This is a genomic window from Dellaglioa sp. CoH-56-MRSF-11 (assembly GCF_056782135.1).
The window spans coordinates 61,479-88,083 of sequence record NZ_JBXAYE010000006.1 but is presented as its reverse complement, the minus strand read 5'-3'; the positions used below and the strand labels follow the sequence as shown (position 1 = coordinate 88,083).

The 26,605-nt window shown below is 34.1% G+C and carries 24 protein-coding genes and 1 riboswitch; of the genes, 7 read left to right on the top strand and 17 right to left on the bottom strand.

Annotated elements, in window-relative coordinates:
• Positions 1-187 precede the first annotated feature (187 nt).
• The 10 genes from AC1RPT_RS06975 to AC1RPT_RS06930 all read right to left on the bottom strand — a co-directional run bounded on the left by AC1RPT_RS06975 (position 188) and on the right by AC1RPT_RS06930 (position 11,674).
• Positions 188-1,399: a sensor histidine kinase gene (locus AC1RPT_RS06975; RefSeq protein WP_481762949.1), complete on the bottom strand. Its 1,212-nt coding sequence runs from the start codon at positions 1,397-1,399 to the stop codon at positions 188-190.
• Between the two features lie 122 nt (positions 1,400-1,521).
• Positions 1,522-2,223, bottom strand: coding sequence for a response regulator transcription factor (locus tag AC1RPT_RS06970; protein ID WP_481761964.1), 702 nt, complete (start codon positions 2,221-2,223; stop codon positions 1,522-1,524).
• A 24-nt stretch (positions 2,224-2,247) separates the two neighbouring features.
• The gene (locus AC1RPT_RS06965; protein WP_481761963.1) at positions 2,248-3,384 is read right to left on the bottom strand and encodes a PDZ domain-containing protein; all 1,137 of its coding nucleotides are present in this window, start codon (positions 3,382-3,384) and stop codon (positions 2,248-2,250) included.
• A gap of 130 nt (positions 3,385-3,514) precedes the next feature.
• Positions 3,515-4,402: a permease-like cell division protein FtsX gene (gene ftsX, locus AC1RPT_RS06960; RefSeq protein ID WP_481761962.1), complete on the bottom strand. Its 888-nt coding sequence runs from the start codon at positions 4,400-4,402 to the stop codon at positions 3,515-3,517.
• Positions 4,383-5,078, bottom strand: a complete 696-nt coding sequence (gene ftsE / locus AC1RPT_RS06955; RefSeq protein WP_481761961.1) for a cell division ATP-binding protein FtsE — start codon at positions 5,076-5,078, stop codon at positions 4,383-4,385. Before ftsE ends, ftsX begins: the two co-directional genes overlap by 20 nt.
• A 96-nt stretch (positions 5,079-5,174) precedes the next feature.
• Positions 5,175-6,291, bottom strand: a protein-coding gene (prfB, locus tag AC1RPT_RS06950; RefSeq protein ID WP_481761960.1) for a peptide chain release factor 2 whose coding sequence is annotated in 2 segments (ribosomal slippage) — positions 5,175-6,218 and positions 6,220-6,291 — 1,116 coding nt in all. Because the reading frame shifts where the segments join, the coding sequence is not laid out codon by codon here.
• Positions 6,292-6,385: 94 nt separating this feature from the next.
• Positions 6,386-8,749 (bottom strand): preprotein translocase subunit SecA, encoded by a 2,364-nt coding sequence (gene secA / locus AC1RPT_RS06945; RefSeq protein ID WP_481761959.1) that lies wholly within the window; start codon positions 8,747-8,749, stop codon positions 6,386-6,388.
• A 153-nt stretch (positions 8,750-8,902) separates the two neighbouring features.
• Complete coding sequence (hpf, locus tag AC1RPT_RS06940; protein WP_409021489.1) at positions 8,903-9,463, bottom strand: ribosome hibernation-promoting factor, HPF/YfiA family; 561 nt, start codon at positions 9,461-9,463, stop codon at positions 8,903-8,905.
• Positions 9,464-9,668: 205 nt separating this feature from the next.
• Positions 9,669-10,229 (bottom strand): ComF family protein, encoded by a 561-nt coding sequence (locus AC1RPT_RS06935; RefSeq protein WP_481761958.1) that lies wholly within the window; start codon positions 10,227-10,229, stop codon positions 9,669-9,671.
• Positions 10,230-10,345: 116 nt separating this feature from the next.
• Complete coding sequence (locus tag AC1RPT_RS06930) at positions 10,346-11,674, bottom strand: ATP-dependent helicase ComFA (protein WP_481761957.1); 1,329 nt, start codon at positions 11,672-11,674, stop codon at positions 10,346-10,348.
• 48 nt (positions 11,675-11,722) lie between these two features.
• Between AC1RPT_RS06930 and AC1RPT_RS06925 the strand changes: the two genes are divergently transcribed.
• On the top strand, positions 11,723-12,358 hold the full coding sequence (locus AC1RPT_RS06925) for a YigZ family protein (protein WP_481761956.1): 636 nt from the start codon (positions 11,723-11,725) through the stop codon (positions 12,356-12,358).
• Positions 12,359-12,394: 36 nt separating this feature from the next.
• On the opposite strand, the gene AC1RPT_RS06920 is transcribed toward AC1RPT_RS06925, so the two are convergent.
• The 4 genes from AC1RPT_RS06920 to groES form a co-directional block, all read right to left on the bottom strand.
• Complete coding sequence (locus tag AC1RPT_RS06920; protein ID WP_481761955.1) at positions 12,395-13,480, bottom strand: glycosyltransferase family 4 protein; 1,086 nt, start codon at positions 13,478-13,480, stop codon at positions 12,395-12,397.
• 109 nt (positions 13,481-13,589) lie between these two features.
• A complete protein-coding gene (locus AC1RPT_RS06915; protein WP_481761954.1) occupies positions 13,590-15,419 on the bottom strand; it encodes an APC family permease in 1,830 nt (609 codons plus the stop codon).
• 252 nt (positions 15,420-15,671) lie between these two features.
• On the bottom strand, positions 15,672-17,297 hold the full coding sequence (gene groL, locus AC1RPT_RS06910) for a chaperonin GroEL (protein WP_481761953.1): 1,626 nt from the start codon (positions 17,295-17,297) through the stop codon (positions 15,672-15,674).
• Between the two features lie 34 nt (positions 17,298-17,331).
• Positions 17,332-17,616 carry a co-chaperone GroES gene (gene groES, locus AC1RPT_RS06905; RefSeq protein WP_481761952.1) on the bottom strand — a complete coding sequence of 95 codons (285 nt, stop codon included), beginning with the start codon at positions 17,614-17,616 and terminating at the stop codon, positions 17,332-17,334.
• Positions 17,617-17,841: 225 nt separating this feature from the next.
• Between groES and AC1RPT_RS06900 the strand changes: the two genes are divergently transcribed.
• The 6 genes from AC1RPT_RS06900 (at position 17,842) to cytX (ending at position 24,132) form a co-directional block, all read left to right on the top strand.
• Positions 17,842-18,480, top strand: coding sequence for a CPBP family glutamic-type intramembrane protease (locus AC1RPT_RS06900; RefSeq protein WP_481761951.1), 639 nt, complete (start codon positions 17,842-17,844; stop codon positions 18,478-18,480).
• Between the two features lie 18 nt (positions 18,481-18,498).
• Entirely contained in the window at positions 18,499-20,436 is a 1,938-nt protein-coding gene (locus tag AC1RPT_RS06895; RefSeq protein WP_481761950.1) for an ABC-F family ATP-binding cassette domain-containing protein, read from the top strand.
• A gap of 77 nt (positions 20,437-20,513) precedes the next feature.
• A riboswitch (TPP riboswitch) is annotated at positions 20,514-20,620 on the top strand.
• A 58-nt stretch (positions 20,621-20,678) separates the two neighbouring features.
• The gene (gene thiM, locus AC1RPT_RS06890) at positions 20,679-21,476 is read left to right on the top strand and encodes a hydroxyethylthiazole kinase (RefSeq protein WP_481761949.1); all 798 of its coding nucleotides are present in this window, start codon (positions 20,679-20,681) and stop codon (positions 21,474-21,476) included.
• Positions 21,476-22,297 carry a bifunctional hydroxymethylpyrimidine kinase/phosphomethylpyrimidine kinase gene (thiD, locus tag AC1RPT_RS06885; RefSeq protein WP_481761948.1) on the top strand — a complete coding sequence of 274 codons (822 nt, stop codon included), beginning with the start codon at positions 21,476-21,478 and terminating at the stop codon, positions 22,295-22,297. The genes thiM and thiD overlap by 1 nt, the downstream gene beginning before the upstream one ends.
• Positions 22,284-22,943 (top strand): thiamine phosphate synthase, encoded by a 660-nt coding sequence (thiE, locus tag AC1RPT_RS06880; RefSeq protein ID WP_481761947.1) that lies wholly within the window; start codon positions 22,284-22,286, stop codon positions 22,941-22,943. Before thiD ends, thiE begins: the two co-directional genes overlap by 14 nt.
• 1 nt (position 22,944) lies before the next feature.
• Positions 22,945-24,132 (top strand): putative hydroxymethylpyrimidine transporter CytX, encoded by a 1,188-nt coding sequence (cytX, locus tag AC1RPT_RS06875; RefSeq protein WP_481761946.1) that lies wholly within the window; start codon positions 22,945-22,947, stop codon positions 24,130-24,132.
• 100 nt (positions 24,133-24,232) lie between these two features.
• Here cytX and tsaD read toward each other — a convergent pair whose 3' ends face one another.
• From tsaD to tsaB, 3 genes are read right to left on the bottom strand one after another with little or no spacing between them, the layout of a single operon-like run.
• The gene (gene tsaD / locus AC1RPT_RS06870; protein ID WP_481761945.1) at positions 24,233-25,261 is read right to left on the bottom strand and encodes a tRNA (adenosine(37)-N6)-threonylcarbamoyltransferase complex transferase subunit TsaD; all 1,029 of its coding nucleotides are present in this window, start codon (positions 25,259-25,261) and stop codon (positions 24,233-24,235) included.
• Positions 25,262-25,292: 31 nt separating this feature from the next.
• Positions 25,293-25,859 (bottom strand): ribosomal protein S18-alanine N-acetyltransferase, encoded by a 567-nt coding sequence (gene rimI, locus AC1RPT_RS06865; protein WP_481761944.1) that lies wholly within the window; start codon positions 25,857-25,859, stop codon positions 25,293-25,295.
• Positions 25,843-26,565 (bottom strand): tRNA (adenosine(37)-N6)-threonylcarbamoyltransferase complex dimerization subunit type 1 TsaB, encoded by a 723-nt coding sequence (gene tsaB, locus AC1RPT_RS06860; protein ID WP_481761943.1) that lies wholly within the window; start codon positions 26,563-26,565, stop codon positions 25,843-25,845. The genes rimI and tsaB overlap by 17 nt, the downstream gene beginning before the upstream one ends.
• Positions 26,566-26,605: the final 40 nt, after the last annotated feature.

The following is a 26,605-nucleotide window of genomic DNA, read 5'->3' as shown; positions in this document are numbered from 1 at the left end:
TGTCAAGAATTTTTTGAATAAATATTCATTTCTTCTTGCCGTATCAATCAGCTTTATTAATATACCATCTGGTATATCTCATGTCAACACTTTATTTGCGATATTCATTATCGCCTCAATAGCACTTATTAAATATATCAGCTTTCTTTTTCTTGGTCAAGTCTATTTATGTGAATATCTCTTAATATTACAAATAAATCGTAATTTCAGTCCCCTTATCATTCGAATCTTTCACACTAATCTCTCCACCCATTGATGTCACTAGTTCCTGCACAATAGCGAGGCCAAGCCCATTACCTTCTATTTGTTTATTTCTAGACGGATCTACTCTATAGAAACGTTCAAATATTCTTTTTTTGTCTTGATTTGAAATACCAATACCAGTATCTGATACTGCTATAAAAAATCTTGTCTTTATTTTGCCTACTTCAACTACCATACGCCCATTATCAACATTATATTTAACAGCGTTTTGCAATAAATTACCTAAGATAGTGGCTATCTTATTTTTATCAAACTTTACATAAAGATCTTTTGTTATTCTCTTGTCTACTATTAAATTTTTACTTTTAATAGTACTACTTAATAAATCTAACTCATAATTTATCATAGCATCTAAATTGAAACTCGAAATATTTTCTTTGGGTTTTTGCCCTTTTGCTAATTTTAATATCTCTTGAATTAATACTTCTAATTTTTCACTTTCGTCATAAATAATATTTAAAAATTTGTTAGTTGTACTTGAATCAACAGATTCTTCTAAAAGAGTTTCAGCAAATCCTTTAATTGCTGTTACTGGTGTTTTCAATTCATGACTCACATTTCCGACAAATTCATTTTGCATTTTCTCTAATAATTTCAGCTCAGTTATATCATATAAAATTACGATTACTTGAAATTCTACATTGTTATTTGCTATATAGACGACCGTTGCATCAACCACTCTGTTTGTATTGGCAATTTCAACTTCATCTCTTTGCTTATCTTGTGTTTTAATGGCTTTTTCAATTAGTCCACTCAATTTGTATGTTTTAATATCATCAATATATGAATGTTGCTTACTTTCTATCTGTTGGCCTAATAATTTAGAAATCATATCATTTACGACTAGTACTTGTCTTTTATGATCAATTTGCATAACCCCAACTGTCAAATGTTCAATTAATTTTAGATAGTTATTATTTTGTACCTGATAGTGAATATTTCTTTTCTTTTGATAACTTTCAACACGATTAATGGCTTTCGATAATTCAAAATTGGGACTATCTGTATCTAGTAATACATGATAAGAATCTCCTTTATTGACTAAACTATTCAATATATTAGCCATTAATTCGGACTCAGCACCTGCTTTAGATGCTATTTTATAAAGTATAGCTATTTCAATCAAACTCAACACACTTACTCCAATAATACTATTCTTACTAAAAAGTTTCCCGGATACATCCCATAGAAGTGTCATACTAAATGTTAAATTTAGCAACAAGATTAACGTCGTAATTATCCATTTTAGTTTTTGTTTCATTTATTCTCCTCAAACTTATAGCCAAATCCTCGAACTGTCTTTAAATATAGGGGGTTTTTAGCATCTACTTCTAATTTTTCGCGTAAATGGCTCACATGCATATCTATCATCCTTGTTTGCCCTTCATAATCGTATCCCCAAACACCGCTCAATAACTTTTCTCTACTTAGCACACGTCCTGTTCGTTTAATAAAATATACTAAAAGTTCGAACTCTTTTGGTGTTAATGCAACTTTTTCATCATTTTTATAAACTGAATAGTTAGAAAAATCAATTTTAAAATCTTTAAATTCTCTCACTTCATTATCAATTTGTTCATCCTTAGATGAGTCATGTTCAGTACGTCTCAAAATAGCCTTAATTCTTGCTATTACTTCTCTTGGACTAAACGGTTTAGTCATATAATCGTCTGCACCAATTTCTAAACCAATTATTTTATTCAATTCATCATCTTTAGCCGTTAAAATGATTATTGGCGTTTTTACTTTTTCTTGTCTTAATTTTTTTGTAACTTCGATACCATCGTAACCAGGCAGCATCAAATCGAGAATAATGAAATCAAAATTTTGTTCTGTTGCTTTTTTAAATGCACTAGGCCCATCTATTGCTACATGCACTTCATAGTTCGCATTTTCTAGATTATACGTTAACAGCGTAACAATTGCTGGTTCATCATCTACAACTAAAATTTTTTTCATTATTTATCCCCCTGATAACTAAATTTATTTAATTATGACTAACCCTATTTCATATGGTGAGTCTGAAAATATCGCACTTTCTGTTATTTTTGTATCTCCACTAAATGTCCTAATTTTTAATCGACAATACGTTGAGCTACTCTGTAATGCTTCATACAATTCGGTTTCGTTTCTAACTTCAATGCCATTACATTGAACGACCACATCACCAACCTCTACGTCCATCTTTGAAGCTGGCGTACCTGGGCGTACCCCTACAATTAATATTCCTTCATTGGATTCTGCAAACCATTTTTCTTGTTTATTATCATGGCGTTTGATCATATATTGGCTGATACAATACGCAACTAATAGAACAATTAATCCATATATCCCCATTATTGGTATAAATATAGCCATTATCGCTAAACCTGTCCCTATAAAAGCTAAATATAAGTATTGTTTTTTTATAAATTTGATAGCTACTCTTGGTATTTCTTTATAGATACGTAATGATAGCCCAACAATTAATGGTAAAATAATGATGTTAAATTCTGTACCTGCTATATGAATAATTGGCCACCAAGAGAGTACACTATGGAATTGATCACCCGGTGTTAGAATTACAAGTGGCACCAGATACAGATCCTTCATACTAAACGACGATATATTTCGCCCTCGTTTACCTGACTGTGTGTTCGGCGATAAGGGACTATTTCTGAATAAATACAGCGCACAAGCAGTTATAAATAAAATGACTGTCCCTATCAGTAGAATCCCTGTCGTAAATTCAACGTGAAATTCTTCATATTTAAATATTTCAAAATTACTTAATTGAGATTTAGTCATCCCATATACTAGTCCCGATATAATAAATAGCGGAAAGATAGCATCAAATACTGGGTATAGTAGTAGTCCTAAAATCATAAAAATAGCATAAATAACTACCCAGTTAATAGGCAACATAACACCTAGTCCAAATAGTAACATTGATCCAATAATACTAAAAATAAAGCCTACTTTTATTGCATGACGTCCCTCATAAAAATCACTATCGACAGCTGTTCTAAATGCTTGTCTCTCTTTTTTAATTCTTCGTGTATACATACCATAAATCAGTATAATTGCTAACCAAAGCGTTGGTTGCATGAAAAAGTTTCCAATAATTTTAAGCGTTACCATAAATGCACCTATTTTCTTTAATATATAGTACTCAAATTATATCATGCTTTGTCATGATTCAAAAAAGATAATCATAATAACAAAAAAGACTGAATTTTGCATTTAGCAAAATCAGTCTTTTAAAATTTAATTAAATTTTAAGGAAACGACGCATTGAAACGAACGATCCTAAAGCACCAATAATTATCCCGATTGACACTAATAATAAATCAATTTCTGCCAAGAAAGTTCCTGGTGTTAATAATTGATAACTAGTTGATGCCAACGAAACTTGTAAACCGTTATAAATCCAAATATAGCCAAAATCAACTAAAATAATTGGAATGATAGCACCTAAAAGCCCAGTCCATGCACCTTCAAGTAAAAACGGCCATCTGATAAATCCATTCGTCGCACCTACTAGACGCATAATTCCAATCTCATTTCTTCGAGATAAAATTGTGATTCTAATCGTGTTAGAAATTAAGAATACTGCAACAAAGAGGAGTAAAGCACTAATAATCATACCCCATTTTTGGATATTACCAACTACTTTAAATAGTTTTTTAGCAGATGTGCCCCCAAAACTAGCATCATTTACATAATCTAAACTTTTAGCACGTTTTGCAATTTGCTCAGTTTGTTTTGGTTTTTTAGTTTGAACATCAAATGTATCATATAGTGGATTATCATCCCCACCAAATAACTTAAATTCATTACCATAACTACCAACAACTTGTTGTAATTGCTCCTTTTTACTTGAAAAAGTAACTTTTTTAACTTCTGAATAACTTTCAAGTTTCTTTTTCAAATCAGCCTGTTGATTCTTTGTTGTCTTTCGTTCAACAAACACTCTGACTTGAACATCGTTCTCAACATCAGATGCTAATTTATTTACGTTCATTAAGATTGAAAGTAACACCCCAACCAAAATTAACGTTACAGTAACAGCACTAATAGCAGCAACAGACATCCATCCATTACGACGTAAACTCTTAATACTTTCACCAAAATGACGCCTAAACGTTCTCATTTTCATAACCGTATTTTCCTCCTTCTTCATCTCGGGCAATACGGCCATCTTCAATAGCCAACAAACGATGTGGATATTTGTTCACAATAATACTATTATGAGTTGCCATGATAACTGTTGTCCCTTGTTCATTAACTTTTTCTAAAATTGACATAATATCATCTGACGTTTCAGGGTCTAAATTCCCCGTTGGTTCATCAGCAATTAAGACTTCTGGTTTATTTGCAACTGCACGTGCAATCGCAATTCTTTGTTGTTCACCACCAGATAATTCTTCCGGAAATTTATCCGCCTTGTCAGACAAATCAACAAGATCTAGCACGTAATCAACACGTTCTTTAATTTCTGCAGGTTCTTTTTCAATAACTTCTAACGCGTATGCAATATTTTCAAAAATTGTTAAACGAGGTAATAATTTGAAATCTTGGAATACAATTCCTAAATCTCTTCGTAAAAATGGTACTTCTTTTGGTTTCATCGTTTCTAAATGAAAATCATTTACTGTGATTTCACCAGATGTTGCTTGTTCTTCATGGTACATCATTTTTATAAATGTCGACTTTCCGGCACCACTAGGTCCAACCACATATACGAATTCACCTTGGTCAATTCGAAGATTAATATCATTGCTTGCAATAATATCATCAGAATATTGTTTAAATACATTTTTAAATTCTATCAAACAGTGAATCCTCCTGTGTCTATTTTCATAACATTTTCATTATAGCATGATTATTTACCTTTATATTGCAGTAGTCTTACAATTAAGTTTCATTTTTTAACTTGGATTTTCATTTTTTAATTTCCACTGTAAATAAGCATTAATAAATCCATCTATATCACCGTCCATTACCGCTTGAACATTACCAGTCTCAAAATCGGAACGATGATCCTTAACCATTGAGTATGGGTGGAACACATATGATCGAATCTGCGACCCCCATCCAATATCCATTTGTTCACCTTGAATGGCAGCACGTTCTTTTTCTTTTGCTTCCATTTCAAGTTGATATAACTTAGATTTCATCATACTTTCAGCCGTTGCCCTATTTTGAAATTGTGACCGCTGCGCTTGGCTCGAAGTTACTATCCCTGTTGGAATATGAATTAATCTAACTGCTGAAGATGTTTTATTAATATGTTGTCCACCAGCTCCGGATGATCTAAATACTTCCATTCTGATATCATCTTGATTTAATTCTATTTCGACTGAATCATCCAACTCTGGCATCACATCAACAGATGCAAAAGACGTGTGGCGTCGACCAGCAGCATCAAAAGGTGAAATACGAACTAATCGATGCACCCCTTTTTCACTCTTAAGATAACCATACGCGTTTACTCCCTTAATAAGAAGCGTCACACTTTTCAATCCCGCTTCATCGCCAGATTGATAATCTACTGTTTCGACGATTAGCCCACTTTTTTCAGCCCATCTCGTATACATTCTAAGTAACATTAATCCCCAATCCTGAGATTCGGTACCTCCTGCACCTGGATGGATTTCTAAAATAGCATTTCTGCTATCATAAGGTTCATTCAATAATAATCGTAATTGATACTTGTCGAGTGCTTTTTTTGTCTCGTTAAACAAGTCATCAAATTCTATTAGCATATCATTATCATTTTCTTCTTGTAATAATTCAAGCATGACTTGTAATTCTGATACCTTACTCTCTAAATCATGAAACGCATCATATTTACCTTTTAATTGATTGTTTTCGTCAATAACTTTTTGTGCTTCTTCTTGGTGATTCCAAAAATCTGGGTTAGCCATTCGTTCTTCATTTTCAGAAATACGTTCATTCAGCGTCTCTAAGTCAAAGAGACCCCCTGAAGTTAGTTATTTTTTGTTCCATTTCATTAATTTGTTTCCTATAATCGCTTAATTCCATCAATTTTCTCCTTAATTTACTAAAAAGAGTCACCTTCAAACTCTATCGAATTCGGAAGTGACTCTTTAATAATGTTCTCTGATTAACTTTTTGATTAACGTTTAATATTTTGTCTGATTTCAGCTTTCATAAATAAACGTGTCACTTCAAATTCTATTGCTCCAACGACTTCTTCGAACATTCTAAATCCATCTGATTGGTATTCAACTAGAGGGTTTAATTGTCCGTAGCCACGTAGTCCAATAGACTGACGAAGTTGATCCATTGCATCAATATGCGCTGTCCATTTATCATCAACAACACGTAACACAACCACTTTTTCAAATTCAAGCATTTGTGCTGCATCAACTAATTGATCTTCTTTAATTTCATAGTTCTTTTCAGCGCGGTCGACCAAGTAGGCTTCGATTTGGTTAGCATCTTTACCTTCTAAATCTGCCAATGAGATACTGTCTTCATTAACCATTGAAGAGACAGCAAAATCTACAATAGCTTGTAAATTCCATTCATTTTGGTCACCTTGCGTGTGCATCTGAACAATATGATTAACAGTACGTTGTATCATAGGCATAATAACAGGTTTTAATGTTTTTTCTTCCATAATAATTTGTTGTCTCTGGTTATAAATAACCTCACGTTGTTCACGCATAACATCATCATATTGTAAAACATTTTTACGTGTATCATAGTTATTACCTTCGACACGTTTTTGTGCTGATTCAACTTGTTTTGTAATCATACGACTTTGGATAACAGCGTCATCTTCAGTAATGTTCATACGTTCTAAGAAGCTCTTAATACGTTCTGAACCGAATCGTAACATCAAATCATCTTCCAAAGAAAGATAGAATTGTGTCATCCCATCATCCCCTTGACGGCCAGCACGGCCACGAAGTTGATTATCAATACGACGAGATTCATGGCGTTCTGTACCAATAACAGCTAATCCACCAATTTCTTTAACGCCAGGGCCTAATTTAATATCAGTTCCACGTCCGGCCATATTCGTAGCTATGGTAACAGCACCACGTTGTCCAGCATTTAAAATGATTTCAGCTTCACGTTCATGATTTTTAGCATTTAAGACAGCATGTGGAATTTCAGCATCATCTAACATTTGTGCCAATAATTCTGACGTTTCAACTGCTACAGTACCAATCAACATAGGTTGACCAGCTTCATGGCGTTCTTTGATATCAGCAATGACAGCTTTAAATTTGCTATTTAAAGATGGATACAATAAATCTGCTTTATCATCACGAATAATAGGTTTATTCGTTGGAATTTGAACAACTTCCATATTATAAATTTCACGGAATTCTTCTTCTTCAGTTTTAGCAGTACCCGTCATACCAGATAATTTCTTGTACATTCTAAAGAAATTTTGGTAAGTGATGTTAGCCATTGTTTTAGTTTCGTCTTCAATTTCAACATGTTCTTTAGCCTCGATAGCTTGATGAACACCATCAGAATAACGACGACCTTCCATAATACGACCAGTAAATTGATCAACAATCATAACTTCACCATCTTGTACAACATAATCTTTATCACGTAGCATAACAAAATTAGCCCGTAATGCATTATCCAAATGATGAGTCAAAATTGTATTATCTGTATCATATAAATTATCTAGTCCAAAATATTTTTCACCTTTACGAATTCCTTCTTCGGTTAATGAAATTGATTTTGATTCAAGATCAATTTTATAGTCTTCTTCTTCAGTTAACGTTTTAACAAAACGATCTGCACGAACATACATGGCAGTCGTCTTTTCAGCTTGACCAGAAATAATCAACGGTGTTCTAGCTTCATCAATCAAAATTGAATCAACTTCATCGACGATAACATAGTTTAAAGGTCTTTGAACCATATCTTCACGATAAACAACCATGTTATCACGTAAGTAATCAAAGCCTAATTCACTATTTGTTGAATAGGTAATATCAGCTGCGTAGGCTTCGCGCTTTTCTTCAGCTGTTTTTTCGTTAATATTCAATCCGACAGTTAAACCTAACCATGAATATAATTCGCCCATTTCTGTTGCATCACGGCTTGATAAATATTCATTAACAGTAACAACATGAACACCTAGACCTGAAATTGCATTTAAATAAACGGGCATAGTAGCTGTTAAAGTTTTACCTTCACCAGTTTTCATCTCCGCAATATCACCATTATTTAAAACCATTCCACCAATCATTTGCACACGGAATGGGTATAGTCCTAACACACGTTTTGCGGCTTCTCGTACCACTGCAAATGCTTCTGGTAAAAGATCATCAAGCGTTTCACCTTCTTGATATCTTGCTTTAAAAGCAGGTGTTTTAGCTTTTAGTTCATCATCAGATAATAAAGCCATCTCGTCGGCCATATTTTCAATATTATCGGCTATTTTGCCTAGTTTTCTTAATTCACGATTATCACTTTCAACCCATTGTCTTAATACATTTGCCATTTAGCTTTTCCCCTTATATATCAAACACATTTATTGAATTATTTTTAATTATAATATCATTTTTTATAGTATCACTAAATCAATAAATTTTAAACTAAAATAACAAAAAAGCCCTGAGTAGTTAACTTACTCAACAGGCTTTTCAAGGTTAGTTTAATCTTCAGCTTCAATTAAACCATAGCGACCATCTTTACGTTTGTAAACAATGTTAATACCCTCTGTATCAGCATCTTCGTAAATAAAGAAGTTATGGCTCAACATATCCATTTGTAAAATAGCTTCTTCACTATTCATTGGTTTTAAAGAAACATGCTTTGTCCGAACAACATCAAATTTGCTTACTTCATCAATAGAATCTGATTCTTCATCAGCAATTTCATTACGAATTTCAATATCTTTAATTCCCTTGCCTCTTGATTGGCGATTAATTTTAGTTTTATATTTGCGAATTTGACGTTCTAATTTATCAGTCACAAGATCAACACTTGAAAGTAAATCTTGTGATGTTTCTTCAGCTCGAAGGACGAGAGAAGGCATCGGAACTGTCACTTCAACTTTGGCCGTTTTATCTGAATAAACTTTTAAATTAACATGGGCCGTTGAATTAGATGTATCAGTAAAGTATTTTTCTAATTTAAATAATTTCTTTTCAACATAATCTCTAGTAACATCTGTAACTTCAACATTTTCACCGCGAATATTGTATTTTAACATAATAAACTCTCCCTTCAATCTACAGCAGGTAACGAAACTATTAATTACCTTACCGCTTGATTTAATTATAAGCGAATAGACTTAAATTTACAAATGATATCCCTTAACAAATCTATTTAAAACGCCATTGTAATCGTTAACAGTCATTTTAACTTTTGCTTAAATATATCATACTAATTTATTTAAAAATTGTACCTATTGTTCATTATCTTGCAAGGGTAATACTCTTAATGCTTTTAGCATTTTGTGCTAACAAAATATGGGCATAAAATAGTGTTCGGCCGGTAGTATAAATATCATCCACAATCAAAACAACTTTATCCGATAAATCTGGGCAATCTGGACTAAGTTCAAACGGTTGAATTAATTCAAGCCTTTGTTGCCTATTTTTATGCGATTGTTTTTCTTTAACCGTATTATTTCGCACTAAAAAATGATCATGCTTAATATCTAAAAGACCACAGACTTGATTAAATCCTCGATTATTTAACGTTTCAGAATCAACAGGTATCACCACGAGGTAATCAAAATCAATTGTTTCTATTTTGTGCTTTAATTGTACTTGAAAAATAGTTCTCAGCTGATAATCACCATTAAACTTATAATTTTTAATGATATCTTTCATAAAATCATTATAAATGTACAACGCTTGATTCTGAAAATTTAAATTAGGATAAATAAGTTGCCATTTCTTACAATCCGCACATAATTGTGGCCTATTTTGTTCTCGACCGCATCCTCTACAGGCTAACTGAGTATTAATCAATCGTAACTGCTCCTGGCATCTCTTACAAACTATCTTTTTTTCATAAGGTTTAGTCGATAATATAAATGCTAGCGTTAATTTTTGACTAAATGTATTATGACAAATCTGACAGTTTCTCATATCTTTAATTTCCTTGCTTTACGATTCATCGTTTTTATTTGTCCAACTGCCTTTTTTATTGAAATCGTGTAGTCACAACATAAAAAGATAACGTCACCAAACGGACGATTGACATTACGTCCCACTCTGCCAGCAATCTGAACTAACGCTGCCGTTGAAAAAGTTTTATCATCTGCACCCAGAACAAAAACATCCAGATTAGCAAATGTCACACCACGTTCTAAAATTGTTGTTGTGATTAGATACCGTAGTTCGCCTGTTCTAATTGCCTTAACTTTATCTAGTCTATCTGGATCTTCAGAATAAACAGTGTCCCCCTTTAAATTAGGAAACTTCTTTTTAAATGCTTCCATTACTGGTTCCAATAACCAAATTTTCGGCACAAAAATTAAAAATGGATCCTTACGTTTTAGCCACTCTGTCATTTTCAGTGTTAATTTTTTGGGTAAACGTCCTTTTTTTAAATTCTTTTCCCACGCTTTTTCAAATTTAATTTTAATTTCAGGCAATAATTGACCATGAAAGCGTATTGGTAAATAACTAACCGTTAATTGTTTTAAGCGAACCTCCTTTAACAGATCCTCACTTGGGGTTGCCGTTAAAAATAAACTTGCCCCTTTTTGTTTAGTTGCTTGTGTTGTTGCTTGAAGCAGTAATTGATTCTGTGCATATGGAAAGGCATCTACCTCATCAACTATCATAACGTCAAACGCTTTATGAAATCTTAACAATTGATGTGTTGTACAGATGACTAGTTGGGTATAACGGTATGGTTCCGTTGTCTTTCCGTGCAGCAAACAAATATCAATATTTTGAAATGCTGCCTGCAATCTCGGAAATAATTCAATACAAACATCGACCCGTGGTGATGCTAAACAGATGCGCTTACCATCCATAATAGCAGCTTCAATACCTTTGAATAGCATTTCTGTTTTACCAGCGCCGGTTACCGCCCACAGTAAATGCCGGGCACCCGAATTTTTAAAAATTTGTTTCACTTCATTAGCACATATTTCTTGGCTAGTCGTTAATTCTCCATTCCACGTCAATGGACTCCCTTTTTGAGTTGAAAACAAGTTGGGTTCAGGTATAGTATAAAGTGTAGTCGTAGTTGAAATACGTCCTAATATCATACAGTATGAACAATAGTACCGGTCACCTTGTAATTTATTTTCCTTTAAATTAAGTTGTGAAAGGCATCTGCGACAGATTAATTGTTTATCTTCAATACTAATTCCTGGGTACGACGTAAGTTCATCTAAATTAATAGTTTCGTCAATTTCTGAATCAGTTATTAAACGACCATACAAACTTGAAAGTGTCATTCTCCTCAATCCCTTCAATAAGTTTAAATACGCAAAGGAACCTTAATTATGTCAAAAAATTATTTAACAATTAAAGAATCTGGTTTAGCCACATTAATTGAAAAGAAGTCTTCCTTCATTTGTCGTGTCACTCGAATCGCGACAGAATCTGATGCAGTTGCTTTTATTGAATCAGTCAAGAAATTAGAACCTAAAGCAAGACATCACTGTTTTGCATACACATTTGGTACTGAGTCTGAAATCCAACGTCAAAGCGATGATGGTGAACCCTCTGGAACGGCTGGTGTTCCCATTCTAGAAGTTATTAAAAAAAATCAGCTTAAAAATATTTGTATCGTTGTTAGTCGAAAGTTTGGTGGTATTAAGCTAGGTGCTGGTGGTTTAATCCGTGCTTATAGTAATGCTGCTTCGCAGACGATTGAACAAATTGGTATCGTTGAACGTATTTTACAAACCGAACTTATTTGCCAAATTGCTTACCAAAATGTTGGAAAACTTGAAAATTATCTTGAAAAAAATTCAATTATAATCCAACACACAACCTATCTTGAAACAGTAGAAATAACTTTAGCAGTTGATAAAAATTTGATATTAACCTTACAAGATCAACTAATCAACCTACTCAATAACCAAATAACTTTTAAATTAGGCCAAGATTTATATAATGAAATTCAAGTTAAGTAAAAAGGATGCCCAATTACTGGACATCCTTTTTACTATCTATTTTTTTGAAGTCATCGTTTTAACAATTCTTTTAATCCAATTTAGCAGTGGCTTTCGTTTAGATCCAACTAATCCGATGGACTCTACGAATAGTTCTAGTCCCACTAATGTCGCAACTGACATTAGTATTGAACCCCAAATTGATGATATTGGATAAAGTAATGAAATAAATGAAAAAATTAACGCAATGCCATATATAACTAATACTGTCTGTCGATGCGTTAACCCCATTTGCATCAAACGATGATGTAAATGATGTTTGTCTGCTTGAGAGATAGGCTTTTTATTTAAAATCCGGCGTAACATTGCATAAACAGTATCCGTAATTGGTACACCCAATATTAAAACAGGCACAATAATAGAAATAAAAGTTGCATTTTTAAGTCCAGATAAAGAGAATACTGAAATCATAAATCCAATAAATAACGCGCCTGTATCCCCTAAGTAGATTCTAGCTGGAAAGAAATTATATGGCAAAAATCCAATCAGAGCAGCAACCAGCGTAAACATCATAATTGCAATATAACTATTTGTATTAACTAAAAAGAAATAGCCTACCAAACCACTTGTAAATAAATCAATAATGGAAACCCCAGTTGCTAAGCCATCTAATCCGTCTATTAAATTAATAGCATTTGTAATAGCTAAAATCCAAATAATTGTAATAGGGAAACTCATCCATCCTAAATTAATAATACCAAAATAAGGTAAAGTGAATGTCGTCATTCGCATATTTGAAAAAAAGTAGACGATCAAGGCGGCAACTGTGATGCCAAACATCTTTTGGCGTGGTTTTAATTCAAACTTATCATCTAAAACACCGGTGATAATAATTACCAATTCAGCAACAAACAGTGTCACTAACATTTTTATTGGATATTGATTTTTTAAAATAAAAAAATTCGTAAAGTTAAAAGCTATAAAAATGGCTAATCCACCCATTGTAGGCATTGAAACCTTATTTACTCGTCTATTATTTGGAACATCGACTGCTCCAATTTTAATTGAAAATAGTCTAATAACGGGAGTTAGCAACGCGGAGATAAGCGCTGTTGCGAAAAATGCTACGATAATTGGAAACATTTTGATATCTCTCCTTAAAAATATTCTGTCATAGTAGTCTTAACTATACCACGTTGTTAAATAAATACAAAAAAAGTATCAATTAAATTTAATTGATACTTTTCAATGTTTATTTTTTCAAATGATAATTATATGTTGCAACAATAATATTCTCGCGAGAATTTAAGACCGTTCTCAATCTTAAACTCGTTTGATTATGAAGAATATTTTGCCATGGTTTTCTTGGAACAAACTGTGGTACTAAGACTGTCGTTGTGAAGTTACGAGCAGCGGCATTCTTAGCAATAACATCTGTAAATTTCACAACAGGTGAAGCAATTGAACGATATGACGAATGTAAATCAACAAAACGAACACCAGGGAAACGTTCTTTAAATTCACGTTCCGTTTCATGTTCTTTTTCCGGATTTGTATCGAAAGAAACGTGCATTGCAATTACGTAGTCACCAATTGAACGTGCATAATTAATTGCACCCGTTGTAACATGCGTTACAGAACTAACTAACACGATAACTGTGGAGCCATCGTAATCATGAATTTCTGCTTCTTCTGTTAAACGTAATTGTTCGGCAACTTTATTGTAATGATCATTTATTTTATAGAATATAATATACATAACTGGCATGATAATAAAGAATGGCCATACTGTTGATAAGCGATATCTAAAGAGAATCAACAAAATACTAAATGAGATAAAGGCCCCTAAGAAATTGTAAAAGGCTTTCATAATCCAACCTTTTGGGCGATCATGATACCATTTTACAATCATCCCTGTCTGAGACAACGTAAACGGAATAAACACACCTACCGCATATAATGGAATTAATAATGACGTTGATCCATTAAATATAAATGTTAAAATAATTGATCCGGCCGCTAACGTGATAATTCCGTTAGAGTAGCCTAATCGATCACCTTTATCCATATACAAATGAGGCATAAATTTATCTTTAGCTAAATTAAACGCTAAAATTGGAAATGCCGAGAAACCTGTATTTGCAGCTAATACTAAAATCAATACTGTTGAAAATTGGAAAACGTAATACAAAATACCTTGTCCAAATGTTGTTTGTGCAATTTGTGAAAGAACAGTTACTTTTTCAGTAGGAATAATGCCATACCAATAGTTTAAGAATGTTATTCCACCAAAGAAGACTGCCAAAAGCGTCGCCATAATTGTTAAAGTAGCAGCAGCATTTTTAGCATGTGGTTTTTTGAAGAAAGGCACTGCATTACTAATTGCTTCAACACCAGTTAATGAAGATGATCCCGATGAGAATGCTTTCAAAAGTAAGGCTAGTGTAATTCCAGGAACGGCCGTACCCACAGCAGCTGTTGCGTGGTAAGGTACTTGACCTGTCATAATATTATAACCACCAACTAGTAACATCAATATAATCATAACCACGAAAAGATAAACAGGAATAGTTAAGAATGAAGCTGATTCCCGCAAGCCTCGTAAGTTCATTGCCATTACCAAAATAATAATAACCACTGAGATTGCTACTTGATGTCCATATAACGAAGGTACCGCAGAAATCAATGCCTCAGTCCCTGCGGAAACACTAACCGCTACTGTCAACATATAATCAATTAAAAGCGATCCACCAGAAATTAATCCAGCATTTTTACCTAAGTTTTTACTTGAGACAACATACGCGCCTCCACCCTTAGGATAAGCATGGATAATTTGGCGATACGAAATTGTAATTGAAGCCAATAAAACTAAGACTAACAATGCAATTGGTAATGAATACCAGATTGCCATTGCTGAAAAGCCCACTAAAACGGTAACAATTTGTTCCGTACCATACGCCACAGATGAGAGTGCATCTGACGATAAGAGCGCTAATGCCTTAAATTTTGATAATTGTTGATCTCCTTCTTCAGAAGATTTTAATGGCTTCCCAATTAAAAGTCTCTTTAAATAACGACGCATTTCTCTTTACCCCTTATGTTCTATATTTAAAAATCCATTCATAAATGATGCCAAAACAGCGCATTTATTTTACTGAATAGTTATTTTAATTACTAATTTCTATTCACCGAATTCACTCTATTTTACTCGTTTATTTTTAAATATACAATACTGCAAACAAACTTTATTTTCAGCATAAAAAAAGAGCTACTAATCCCAGAATAACACGGATTAATAGCTCTTAAATTTTCATCATTTTTTATGACAAATGGGTTACATCATACCGCCCATACCACCAGGCATTTGTTGTGGATCAGCTGCAGATACTGGTTCTGGTTTATCTGCAACAACTGCTTCAGTTGTTAATAATAAGGCTGAGACACTAGCTGCATTTTGCAATGCTGAGCGTGTCACTTTAGTTGGATCAACAATCCCAACTTCAATCATATCTTGCCATTCATTTGTTGCTGCGTTAAAACCAATACCAGGTTTTTCTGATTTTAGTTTTTCAACAATAACTGAACCCTCAAGTCCAGCATTCTTTGCAATTTGGCGTACTGGTTCTTCCAAAGCACGTTGAACAATCTTGATACCCGTTAATTCATCGCCAACTGCTTCAAGTGCAGCAACTTTACTAATAACGTTAACAAATGCAGTACCACCACCGGCAACGAATCCTTCTTCGACAGCAGCGCGTGTCGCATTCAAAGCATCTTCAATACGGTATTTGCGTTCTTTTAATTCTGTTTCAGTTGCAGCACCAACTTTGATGACAGCAACCCCACCAGATAATTTTGCCAAACGTTCTTGTAATTTTTCACGATCAAATTCAGACGTCGTTTCATCGATTTGTTTTTTAATCAAACCAACACGTTCTGTAATTTTAGCTTTATCACCAGAACCTTCAACAATAACTGTGTTTTCTTTTGTAATATTAACTTTACCAGCTGAACCTAATTGTTCAATTGTTGTATCCTTCAATTGTAAACCAAGTTCATCAGTAATCACTGTTGCACCAGTAACGATGGCAATATCTTCAAGCATCGCTTTACGACGATCACCAAATCCAGGTGCTTTGACTGCAACAACGTTAAATGTACCACGAATTTTATTCAATACTAATGTTGGTAAAGCTTCCCCATCAACATCATCGGCGATGATTAACAATGGGCGACCTTGTTCCACAATAGATTGTAATAATGGTAAGACTTCTTGAATATTAGAAATTTTCTTATCCGTTACTAAAATATATGGTGTCTCTAAGTTAGCTTCCATTTTATCGTTATCAGTTACCATATATTGTGACAAGTAACCTCGATCAAATTGCATCCCTTCAACGACATCTAATGATGTATCGATGCTTTTTGATTCTTCAATTGTAATAACGCCATCATTACCAACTTTTTCCATAGCGTCAGCAATTAAAGCACCAATTTCTTCATTAGCTGAAGATACAGAAGCAATTTGAGCAATATCTTCTTTTGTTTCAACTTTGTGTGATAATTCATGTAATTCAGCAACGGCTGCTTTTGTAGCAGTTTCGATACCACGACGAATCCCAACAGGGTTAGCACCTGCTGTCACATTCTTCATACCTTCAGTGACGATAGCTTGTGTTAAAACAGTAGCAGTTGTCGTTCCATCACCAGCTATATCATTCGTTTTTGAAGCAACTTCTGATACTAATTTAGCACCCATATTTTCAAAATGGTCTTCTAATTCAATCGCACGAGCAATTGTTACACCATCATTTGTAATAATTGGTGAGCCATATGATTCTTCTAAAACAACATTACGGCCTTTTGGTCCTAAAGTTGATTTAACGGTATTGGCTAATTGGTCAACACCTCTAAGCATTGCTGAACGAGCATCTTCAGAAAATTTTAATTCCTTTGACATAATTAATCCACCTCATCTTTAATTTAAATTTATATTAGTCTACTGTTGCAACGATATCTTTTTCATGAACAATTAAGTAGTCTTTACCTTCGAATGAAACTTCTGAGCCAGCATACTTATCAAATAAAACGGTCTCTCCAACGTTAACAGCAACAGCAATTTTTTCACCGTTATCCATCGTACGGCCATCACCAACTGCAACAATTTTTCCTGTTTGTGGTTTTTCTTGTACGTTACTTGCTAAGACGATCCCGCCTACTGTTGTTTCTTCTTCTTTTGTTACTTCTAAAATAACACGATCTGCTAATGGTTTTAACACGTTCTATCCCTCCAACACTTTTATTTAGCACTCTATCTTCCTAAGTGCTAATCACAAAATTAACTATAATCAATTTTTCAAACAATTGCAAGCATTTCAGCTCTTATTTAATAGAATTTTTAATATGAATTGAATTCGCTATCTAGTCAATTATGCTATACTTATCATACAAATTTATTCACTAGAAAAATGCACGACTATCTAATTACAGTTAAAGGAGTTCTCATGTCAAAATCAACTAGTAAAAATTCAATCGCTATTTTATTAGGCTACCTCGTTATCTTTATTTTACCAACAATTCTGAATCAACTATTTTCTTTAAAATCAGTTATCTATCCAGTAATGACGGCTGATTATGTTTTAGGAGCAATATTGTTAATTTGGTTAAATCATTACTTCAGTGCTAGAAATACAATAGATGGTTCCTCTAAATGGTCACAAATTATTTCGTGGGGTATTCTTGGATTCGTTCTAACGTTAGTAATCCAAACAGTTATTCAATTAATTTCATTCACCATTTTAAAAACGACCGTACCCTCACAAAATACAAATGAAATTATGACTATTTTTACAAAATATCCTTATTATATGTTGGCAGTCTCACTTGGTGCTCCCATTATGGAGGAACTCGTTTTTAGAAAAGTCTTTTTTGGCAATTTAGCAAGTTTCATATCACCTATTTCTGCCGCAATTCTTTCTAGTTTATTATTTAGTTTGGCACATAATGATGGCCATTTAGCTATCTACTTTTTAATTGGATTACTTTTCTGTTACCTCTACAAACGAACAGGTGACATCAAAACGTCAATGATTGCTCATATTCTTATGAATAGTCTAGTATTAATTATTCAATCGTCACTTTAAAAGAAAGGTGGAATTATTTTGATTCTGTTACAAGTACAACAAGCAGCTCGCTATTTTGGCGCAGATGTTCTTTTTGAAAATGCAAATATGGATATCAAAGACGATGCTAGGATAGCCCTAGTTGGTCGAAATGGTGCTGGAAAATCAACATTAATTAAAATGATTATTGATCAAGAGGCTACTGATGCTGGTCAAATCATTAAACATAAAGGCATGACCATCGGTTACTTAGCACAAACAACAACTGTTACTTCAGAACGTTCGATTTGGGACGAAATGAGTCGTGTTTTTGATTATTTAAAAAAAATGGAAATCCAAATTCATACATTAGAAGCCCAAATTGCTGATCCTAAAAATGCAGAAGATTCTGAAAAATTTGAAAAACTATTATCAACCTATGATCAAGTTTCACATGATTTCAGTGAAAAAAATGGCTATGGTTATGAATCAGAAATCCGTTCTGTTTTACATGGTTTTAGATTTTATGAAGAAGATTTCAATCGCGATATTAGGACTCTCTCTGGTGGTCAAAAAACACGTTTAGCCTTAGCAAAATTACTTTTAGAAAAACGTGATTTATTAATTTTAGATGAACCAACTAACCACTTAGATATTGAGACACTAACTTGGTTAGAAGGCTATTTGAAGACTTATACAGGGGCACTCTTAATTGTCTCTCATGATCGTTACTTCTTAGATAAAATTGTGACAGAAGTTTATGATATGAGCCATAATGAAACGACTCACTACAATGGCAACTACTCCCAATTTATTGTAAAAAAAGAAGCTAATTTAAAACAAGAATGGAAAGTTTTCGAAAAACAACAAGATAAGATTGAAAAACTCGAAGATTTTGTTAATAAAAACATTGTTCGAGCCTCAACAACAAAACGAGCGCAAAGTCGTCGTAAACAACTCGAAAAATTAGATAAACTTGACCGACCAGAAGGTGACGAAAAAGCCCCTCGTTTTAGTTTTAAATCTGCAGATGAGAGTGGTAATATCGTTTTAACTGTTGCCGGGGCAGCTGTTGGTTACGATAATAAAGTGTTATCTGAACCCGTTTCAATTGATTTACATAAGCATCAAGTTCAAGCTATTGTTGGCCCGAATGGTGTGGGAAAATCAACCTTACTTAAAAGTATCTTAGGCCAAATTCCATTTATTCGTGGTGAAGCATTCCTTGGCGCTAATGTTCATGTTGGCTACTACGATCAGGAGCAAAATCAATTAACAGATAAAAATACTGTTTTAGATGAACTCTGGAATGATCATCCTTCAACTCCTGAAACAGATATTCGATCATTATTAGGTGGATTTCTATTTTCTGGGGATGACGTTTTGAAACGTGTCTCAAATTTAAGTGGTGGTGAAAAAGCGCGTCTTGCTTTGACCAAACTTGCAATGGACAAAGATAACTTCCTAATCTTTGATGAACCCACTAACCATTTAGACATTGATAGTAAGGAAGTCCTTGAAAAGGCGATTGCTAACTTTGATGGTACTGTCTTACTTGTTTCTCATGACCGCTACTTCATTAATAAAGTTGCAGAAAGTATTATTGAAGTTTCAAAAGAAGGCTCTACTTACTACATGGGTGATTACGATTATTATGTTGATAAAAAAGAAGAATTAGAAGCTATCGCAGCCGAAAAAATGGCACTTGAAATTGCCTCATCTTCAGAAGTCCCTGAAGTTAAACCAACAACTAATTATCAACAAAATAAAGAAACGCAAAAGGAACAACGTAAATTAACACGTGAAATTGATCGTTTAGAATCTGAATTAAGTGAATTAGAAATTCATCAAACAGAACTTGAAGAAAAAATGTCTCAACCTACTATTTTTAGTGATGCAGATAAACTTCAGGAACTACAAACTGAACTACAATCTATTCAAACTGCAATAGAGACTGCAGAAACTAATTGGGAAGAAGCTAGCTTAGCTTTAGAATAAGCTAGCTTTTTTTTTTTTATTTATTGACATTTAAAGAATGAAAGCCTATTCTTTTGTTGTAATCTAAAAATAAAATATAAGTACACTAGGGGTGTTCTTTAGAAGAACTGAGATAGGTTTTTTCAACCTAATCCCTTCGAACCTGTAAGCCAAAACTTGCGTAGGAAAGTGTGAAGAAGGACCCCACTCTACAATTTTTTTGTCAAAGAGTGGGGTTTTTGTGTACTCAAGAGGAGAAAGTTATGCCATTAGAACTACTCGATAAACTTCGTGAAGAGAACCCAGTAATTTTCAACATTTCTAATTACATCACGGTTCAAGACGTTGCCAATGGACTCAACGCAATTGGCGCTTCCCCTATCATGCCCAGTGCGATTGAAGAAGCAGCCGAAATGTTACAAATTTCTGCTGCTGCCACAATCAATATGGGATCATTTAAAAGTTCAGAATTACCTTACATTGAGAGGGTTAGTCAAATCGCAAACGATTTAGCTATCCCACTTGTGCTAGACCCAGTTGCTGTTGCCATGCCTTACCGACAAAAAGTAATTACAAACTTGCTTGAGCATTTTCATTTTAATTTTATTCGCGGTAATGCTGGTGAAATTGCTGCATTAGCTGGTGTTGAATGGCAAGCAAAAGGTATTGATGCAGGAAATGGTTCTGCAGATTTAGCAGAAATCGCAAAAATTGTAGCCAAACGGTACAATTGTACGGTTGTTCTAAGTGGTCCTACAGACTATATTTCTGATGGAAAGCGTGTTGCAACTGTGACACAGGGAACGTCTCTTTTCCAAACACATGTTGGTTCAGGCGATATGCTTTCAAGTTTAATTGCTGCGTTTGCAGCTGTCTCTAAAGATAATGAGTTTGAAGCAGCAAGAATCGCCTGCCTTATCTTTGCAACAACTGGTGAACTTGTTGCTGATGAGTTAATTACCGAAAAACCAGGTAGTTTTATTGTTAACCTACTTGATAAACTACATTTAATAACGATAAATGAACTTTCTAATCAGATAACGATGAAAGGAGACCTATAATGCCTGATTTTCCACAAGCACTTTCAATTGCTGGATCCGATAGTAGTGGTGGCGCTGGTATGCAAGCTGACTTAAAAACGATGCAAGAACGGCATGTCTATGCTGCAACAGTTCTCGTCGCAATCACTGCACAAAACACACTTGGTGTGCAAGACAGTCTTCCCCTCCCTGCTAAAATTATTAATGAACAATTTGCCTCAATTGCAAATGATTTAGCCATTAAAGCATGCAAAACAGGGATGCTTGCAGATTCAGAACACGTTAAAGTAGTCGTTAAAAATCTGAAAAAATATCAATTTGGTCCCCTAATTGTTGACCCTGTCATGGTTGCAAAAGGCGGTGCCACACTTCTTTCTGAGGATGCTGTTGTTACAATCAAAGAAGAATTAATTCCTTTAGCCACGGTAGTAACCCCGAATATTCCAGAAGCTGAAGTCATAACTGGCTTGACCATTAATTCAAAAGAAGACATGAGTGCAGCTGGAAAAAAGATTAAATTATTAGGTGCAAAAAACGTCATCATTAAAGGCGGACATTATAACTCTGAAAATATCGTAAATGACTTTGTATTATTAGAAGATAACGATTCATTCTGGATGAGCTCGAAACGTATTGATACAATTCGAACTCATGGCACTGGTGATACCCTCTCAGCCTGCATTGCAGCAGAAATTGCCAAAGGACAAGATATTAAAACGGCCATCTTAGTGTCTAAAAAATATGTTGAAGCAACAATTAGCAACGGTATTATCGTTGGACATGGTCACGGGCCATTAAATCATTGGGCATATCGTGAGGTAACGCAAAATGAAGACATTTAATCAATCATGGTTAGCAAGTTACTTCATTGCAGGAACTCAAGACGTCGCCGACAATCAATTACTACCTACTTTAGAACGAGCGTTAAAATCAGGCATTTCTTGTTTCCAATTTAGAGAAAAAAATCTCTTAACCCCTTTAACCCGGATACAAAAAAAGACACTCGCAATTGAATGTCAGAGGTTATGCACAAAATACCAAGTTCCTTTTTTCATTGATGATGATCTACCTTTAGCACTTGAAATTCAAGCAGATGGTATTCACGTTGGCCAAAATGACCAAAAGATTCAAAATGTGATAGATCAATCGGCGGGTCAATTAGCGATTGGCCTTTCTTGTCAAACACTCGATCAAATTAAACAAGCCAATCAATTATCAGGTATCGCTTATATTGGTAGTGGCCCTGTCTTTCCTACAAAATCAAAGTCAGATGCGACTGCGCCTCTCGGAATAGCTGGCTTAAATCAATTACTATCAATTAGTAAACTCCCGATTGTTGCAATTGGTGGTATTTCAGAAAATAATTTAGCCAAACTGGCTACTACAACTGTTTCGGGAGTTGCTGTTATTTCCTTGATTGCTAAAAGTCCGAACATTGAACAAACAGTTCAATCCATAAATCATTATTTTAAATTGGAGGACGATTAAGATGACAGAAACTAAAGAATTACGTGGACAATTTTTACTTTGGCTAGGTGCGGCCATTTCAATTGCCGAAATTATGACGGGCATGTTACTAGCTCCACTTGGCTTTTCTAAAGGTTTCCTTGCAATTCTAATTGGTCATTTAATTGGTTGTGGTCTCTTCTTACTACCTGCTGGTTATATTGGTGCCAAAAAGCATCAGACAGCCATTCAGTCAACTAAAGTTGCTTTTGGCTCAACAGGTGTGCTCTTATTTTCACTTATCAATTTGATTCAACTAATTGGTTGGACCGCTGTTATGATCGTCAACGCAATTTCAGCAATGAATGGTATTTCAAGTTCCTTACTTAATTTTAAAAATTCAATTATTATGGGACTTGTCATAGCTATTTTGATTATCATTTGGTTATTAGTTAGCGAAAATAGTTTGTATCGAATTAATTTAATTGTTGTTAATTTATTAGTTATTGGTGCAGGTATCATGATTTTTTTAATTTTCAAAGTACCCGTTTCACATACTTCCAATGGCTTAAATATGACATTTGGATCAGCTGTTGAATTAAATATCACCATGGCGTTATCTTGGCTACCACTAATAGGTGATTACACAAAATCAACAAAACATCCACTTGCTATGTCTACAGTTAGTTCGTTTAGCTATTTTTTAGGTAGTTTAATCATGTTTACCATTGGCTTACTTTTAACAACTAGAACCGGATTCACTGATTTTACCTCGTTCTTGGCTACATCAGGTTTAGGTATAATCGCATTATTCATTATTATATTTTCAACTGTTACAACCACATTTTTAGATGTTATGTCAGCAACAATTAACGTTCAGAATATACATTCCTTTAAACATATGAAATTGATTAGTATCATTATAGTTGCGCTTGGCTTAGTCATTGCATGGGTAGTTCCTATTGATAATTATCAAAATTTCTTATATTTTATCGCGTCAGTTTTTACACCATTATATGCAATTGTTTTTGTCACTTACTTTATTATGAAAAAAACGTTGCCTTATTGGTTAAATATTATTTGGTGGTTAATTGGCATTATTGCGTACTATCAATTACAACAATTTGATTTTATTTTTGGAACCACAATTATTATTCTATTCGGACTAGGATTACTCGTTTATCTATCCCAATTTATTTTACCAAAAAATTATTTTAGAAATATAAATTAACCATTTACAAAAAAATAGAGATTTAGCGTTCTCCCCAGTGTTAAACAACTGTTTAGCATTACAAGGCGAACTCTAAATCTCTATTTTAATTTTATAATAATTAAACTATCCAATCAAATTCTAAACTAGGATCAGCATTTAAATTTAATCCTGCACGTTGACCTTTAATAAATTCAACATATCCTGCTGCACCAATCATTGCAGCATTATCACCACATAATTTAATGGGCGCCTTCACAAATTCAATATCATTCATTTTCTTCATATCAGATTCAAGTCTTGTACGTAACCCTTTATTAGCTGCCACACCACCGGCTAAAATTAATTGTTTAATATCATACTCATGACAAGCACGTACCGTTTTCTCAGCAAGTACATCAATCACACTTTGTTGAAAGCTTGTTGCTAAATCAGCCCGGTCCAACTCTTCGCCTAATTGATCTGCATGGTGAACTGTATTGATGAAGGCACTTTTCAATCCACTGAAACTAAAGTCATAACTGTCATCTTTGATCATGGCACGCGGAAAATTAAACGTATCTTGTCCAGTATGTGCAAGTTCATCAATTTCTTTTCCTGATGGATAAGTCATCCCAAGAACACGCCCAACTTTATCATAAGCTTCACCTGCTGCGTCATCACGTGTCTCACCAATAATTTCAAATTGACCTTCTTCAGGCATATAAACTAACTCAGTATGTCCACCCGAAACGAGTAAAGCCATTGATGGATACACTATTTCAGATTCATAGCGCGCTGCAAAAATATGGCCTGCCATATGGTTAACGGGAATTAAAGGCAACTCGTGAGCAAATGCGATAGCTTTAGCAGCAGAAACACCTACTAGTAAAGCACCAACTAATCCTGGTCCATAAGTAACCGCAACAGCATCTAAATCATCATAAGTTACATTTGCTTCTGTCATAGCATCTTTAATACAACTCGTAATTTGTTCAATATGGTGGCGGCTGGCAACTTCAGGTACAACACCACCAAAACGTTTATGACTATTAACTTGCGTTGCAATGATGTTCGACAAAATAAGATGACCGTCTTCGACCACTGCGACACTAGTTTCATCACAACTTGATTCAAATGCTAAAATTAGATTTCTTTCCGTTTTATCCATTGAGACCTCTTTCAACTTAATTCATATTCCTTTATTTTAATTTAAGCAACATATCAACAGCATCTTGCCCATCTTCAACATAATAATTCTCTCGGATACCCACTTTAGTAAATCCTAATTGGTGGTATAGATTTAAAGCCGTCTGGTTATCACGGCGAACCTCTAAACTAACTGTTCTAAATCTCATTAAACGAGCACGCCTTGTAATAGACGTTACCAAAAAGTTTCCCATCCCTCTACCCTGACATTCAGGTAGAACAGCAATATTCGCAATATGTACGTCTCCCGTTATTGCATCCGTTGAACAACCAATAAAGCCTAACATTTTATCTTCCTTACGTAAGACTAAATAAAGTGTTTTGCTTTTTTGGCAAATTTCGCCTTCAAATATTTTTGCACTCCATGGTGATTTACCATCATAAACTGCTTTTTCAATCTCAAGTAGTTCCGGAATATCAGGTACAACAGCACGTGTCATAAAATAACTTTCATTTCTAATTTTAATTCTATGATTCTGAAAAACTAATGTCCTAACAGGTTCATCTGGTCTTAATTCTGGAATAATTTGTTTCACTCGTGCTTTAAATTTTTTCAACATAGGTATTATGATCCTTATCTGAATGGGTTTCTAACCATTGCGTCTCTGCTTGCGTTAATCGTAAATAATTCGGAATAAATGTCTCCTGATTAGCGGGCTCTTTATCTTTACCAATTAATCCCAAAATAAATGCCTGAGGAATATTTAAAAATGAAGCTGGAAACTGTGCCTGATCACCTAAAATATCGATAATTTGTTGTTTAAATAAATCGACATCAGTTCCAACAAAAATTTGTGGTCGGTTACGCTCTTTTAATTCAGTCACCCAAGTCACAAGTTCTCTATGCTGGTCTGGTAATTCATTTACAAGCTCATTATCATTTTTATACAAACCTGAGAATACGTAATTCCTACGTGCGTCAAATAACGGTACAATATCAGAATCACTATTTGTGGAAATACCTGCAGCCAACATTGCTAAACTAGAGACACCAACTAATTCACAATCTAATGTAAATGCTAGTGTTTTAGCTGTGGCAACGCCAATCCTGAGACCAGTAAAAGATCCTGGACCTTGTGCAACCACAATTCGGTCTAGCTCTGCAGGCTTAATACCTGCTAATTTCATGACATCAGAAATTGCTGGCATCAATGTAATACTGTGATTTTTTTTTATATTCGTTGTGATAGTTGCTAATAATGCACTATCTTCTAAAACAGCGACGCTGAGTGGTATATTCGATGTATCAATTGCTAAAATTTTCATTCATATCTTCCTTTATCTCTGCTTTGTTAACATTTTAGCA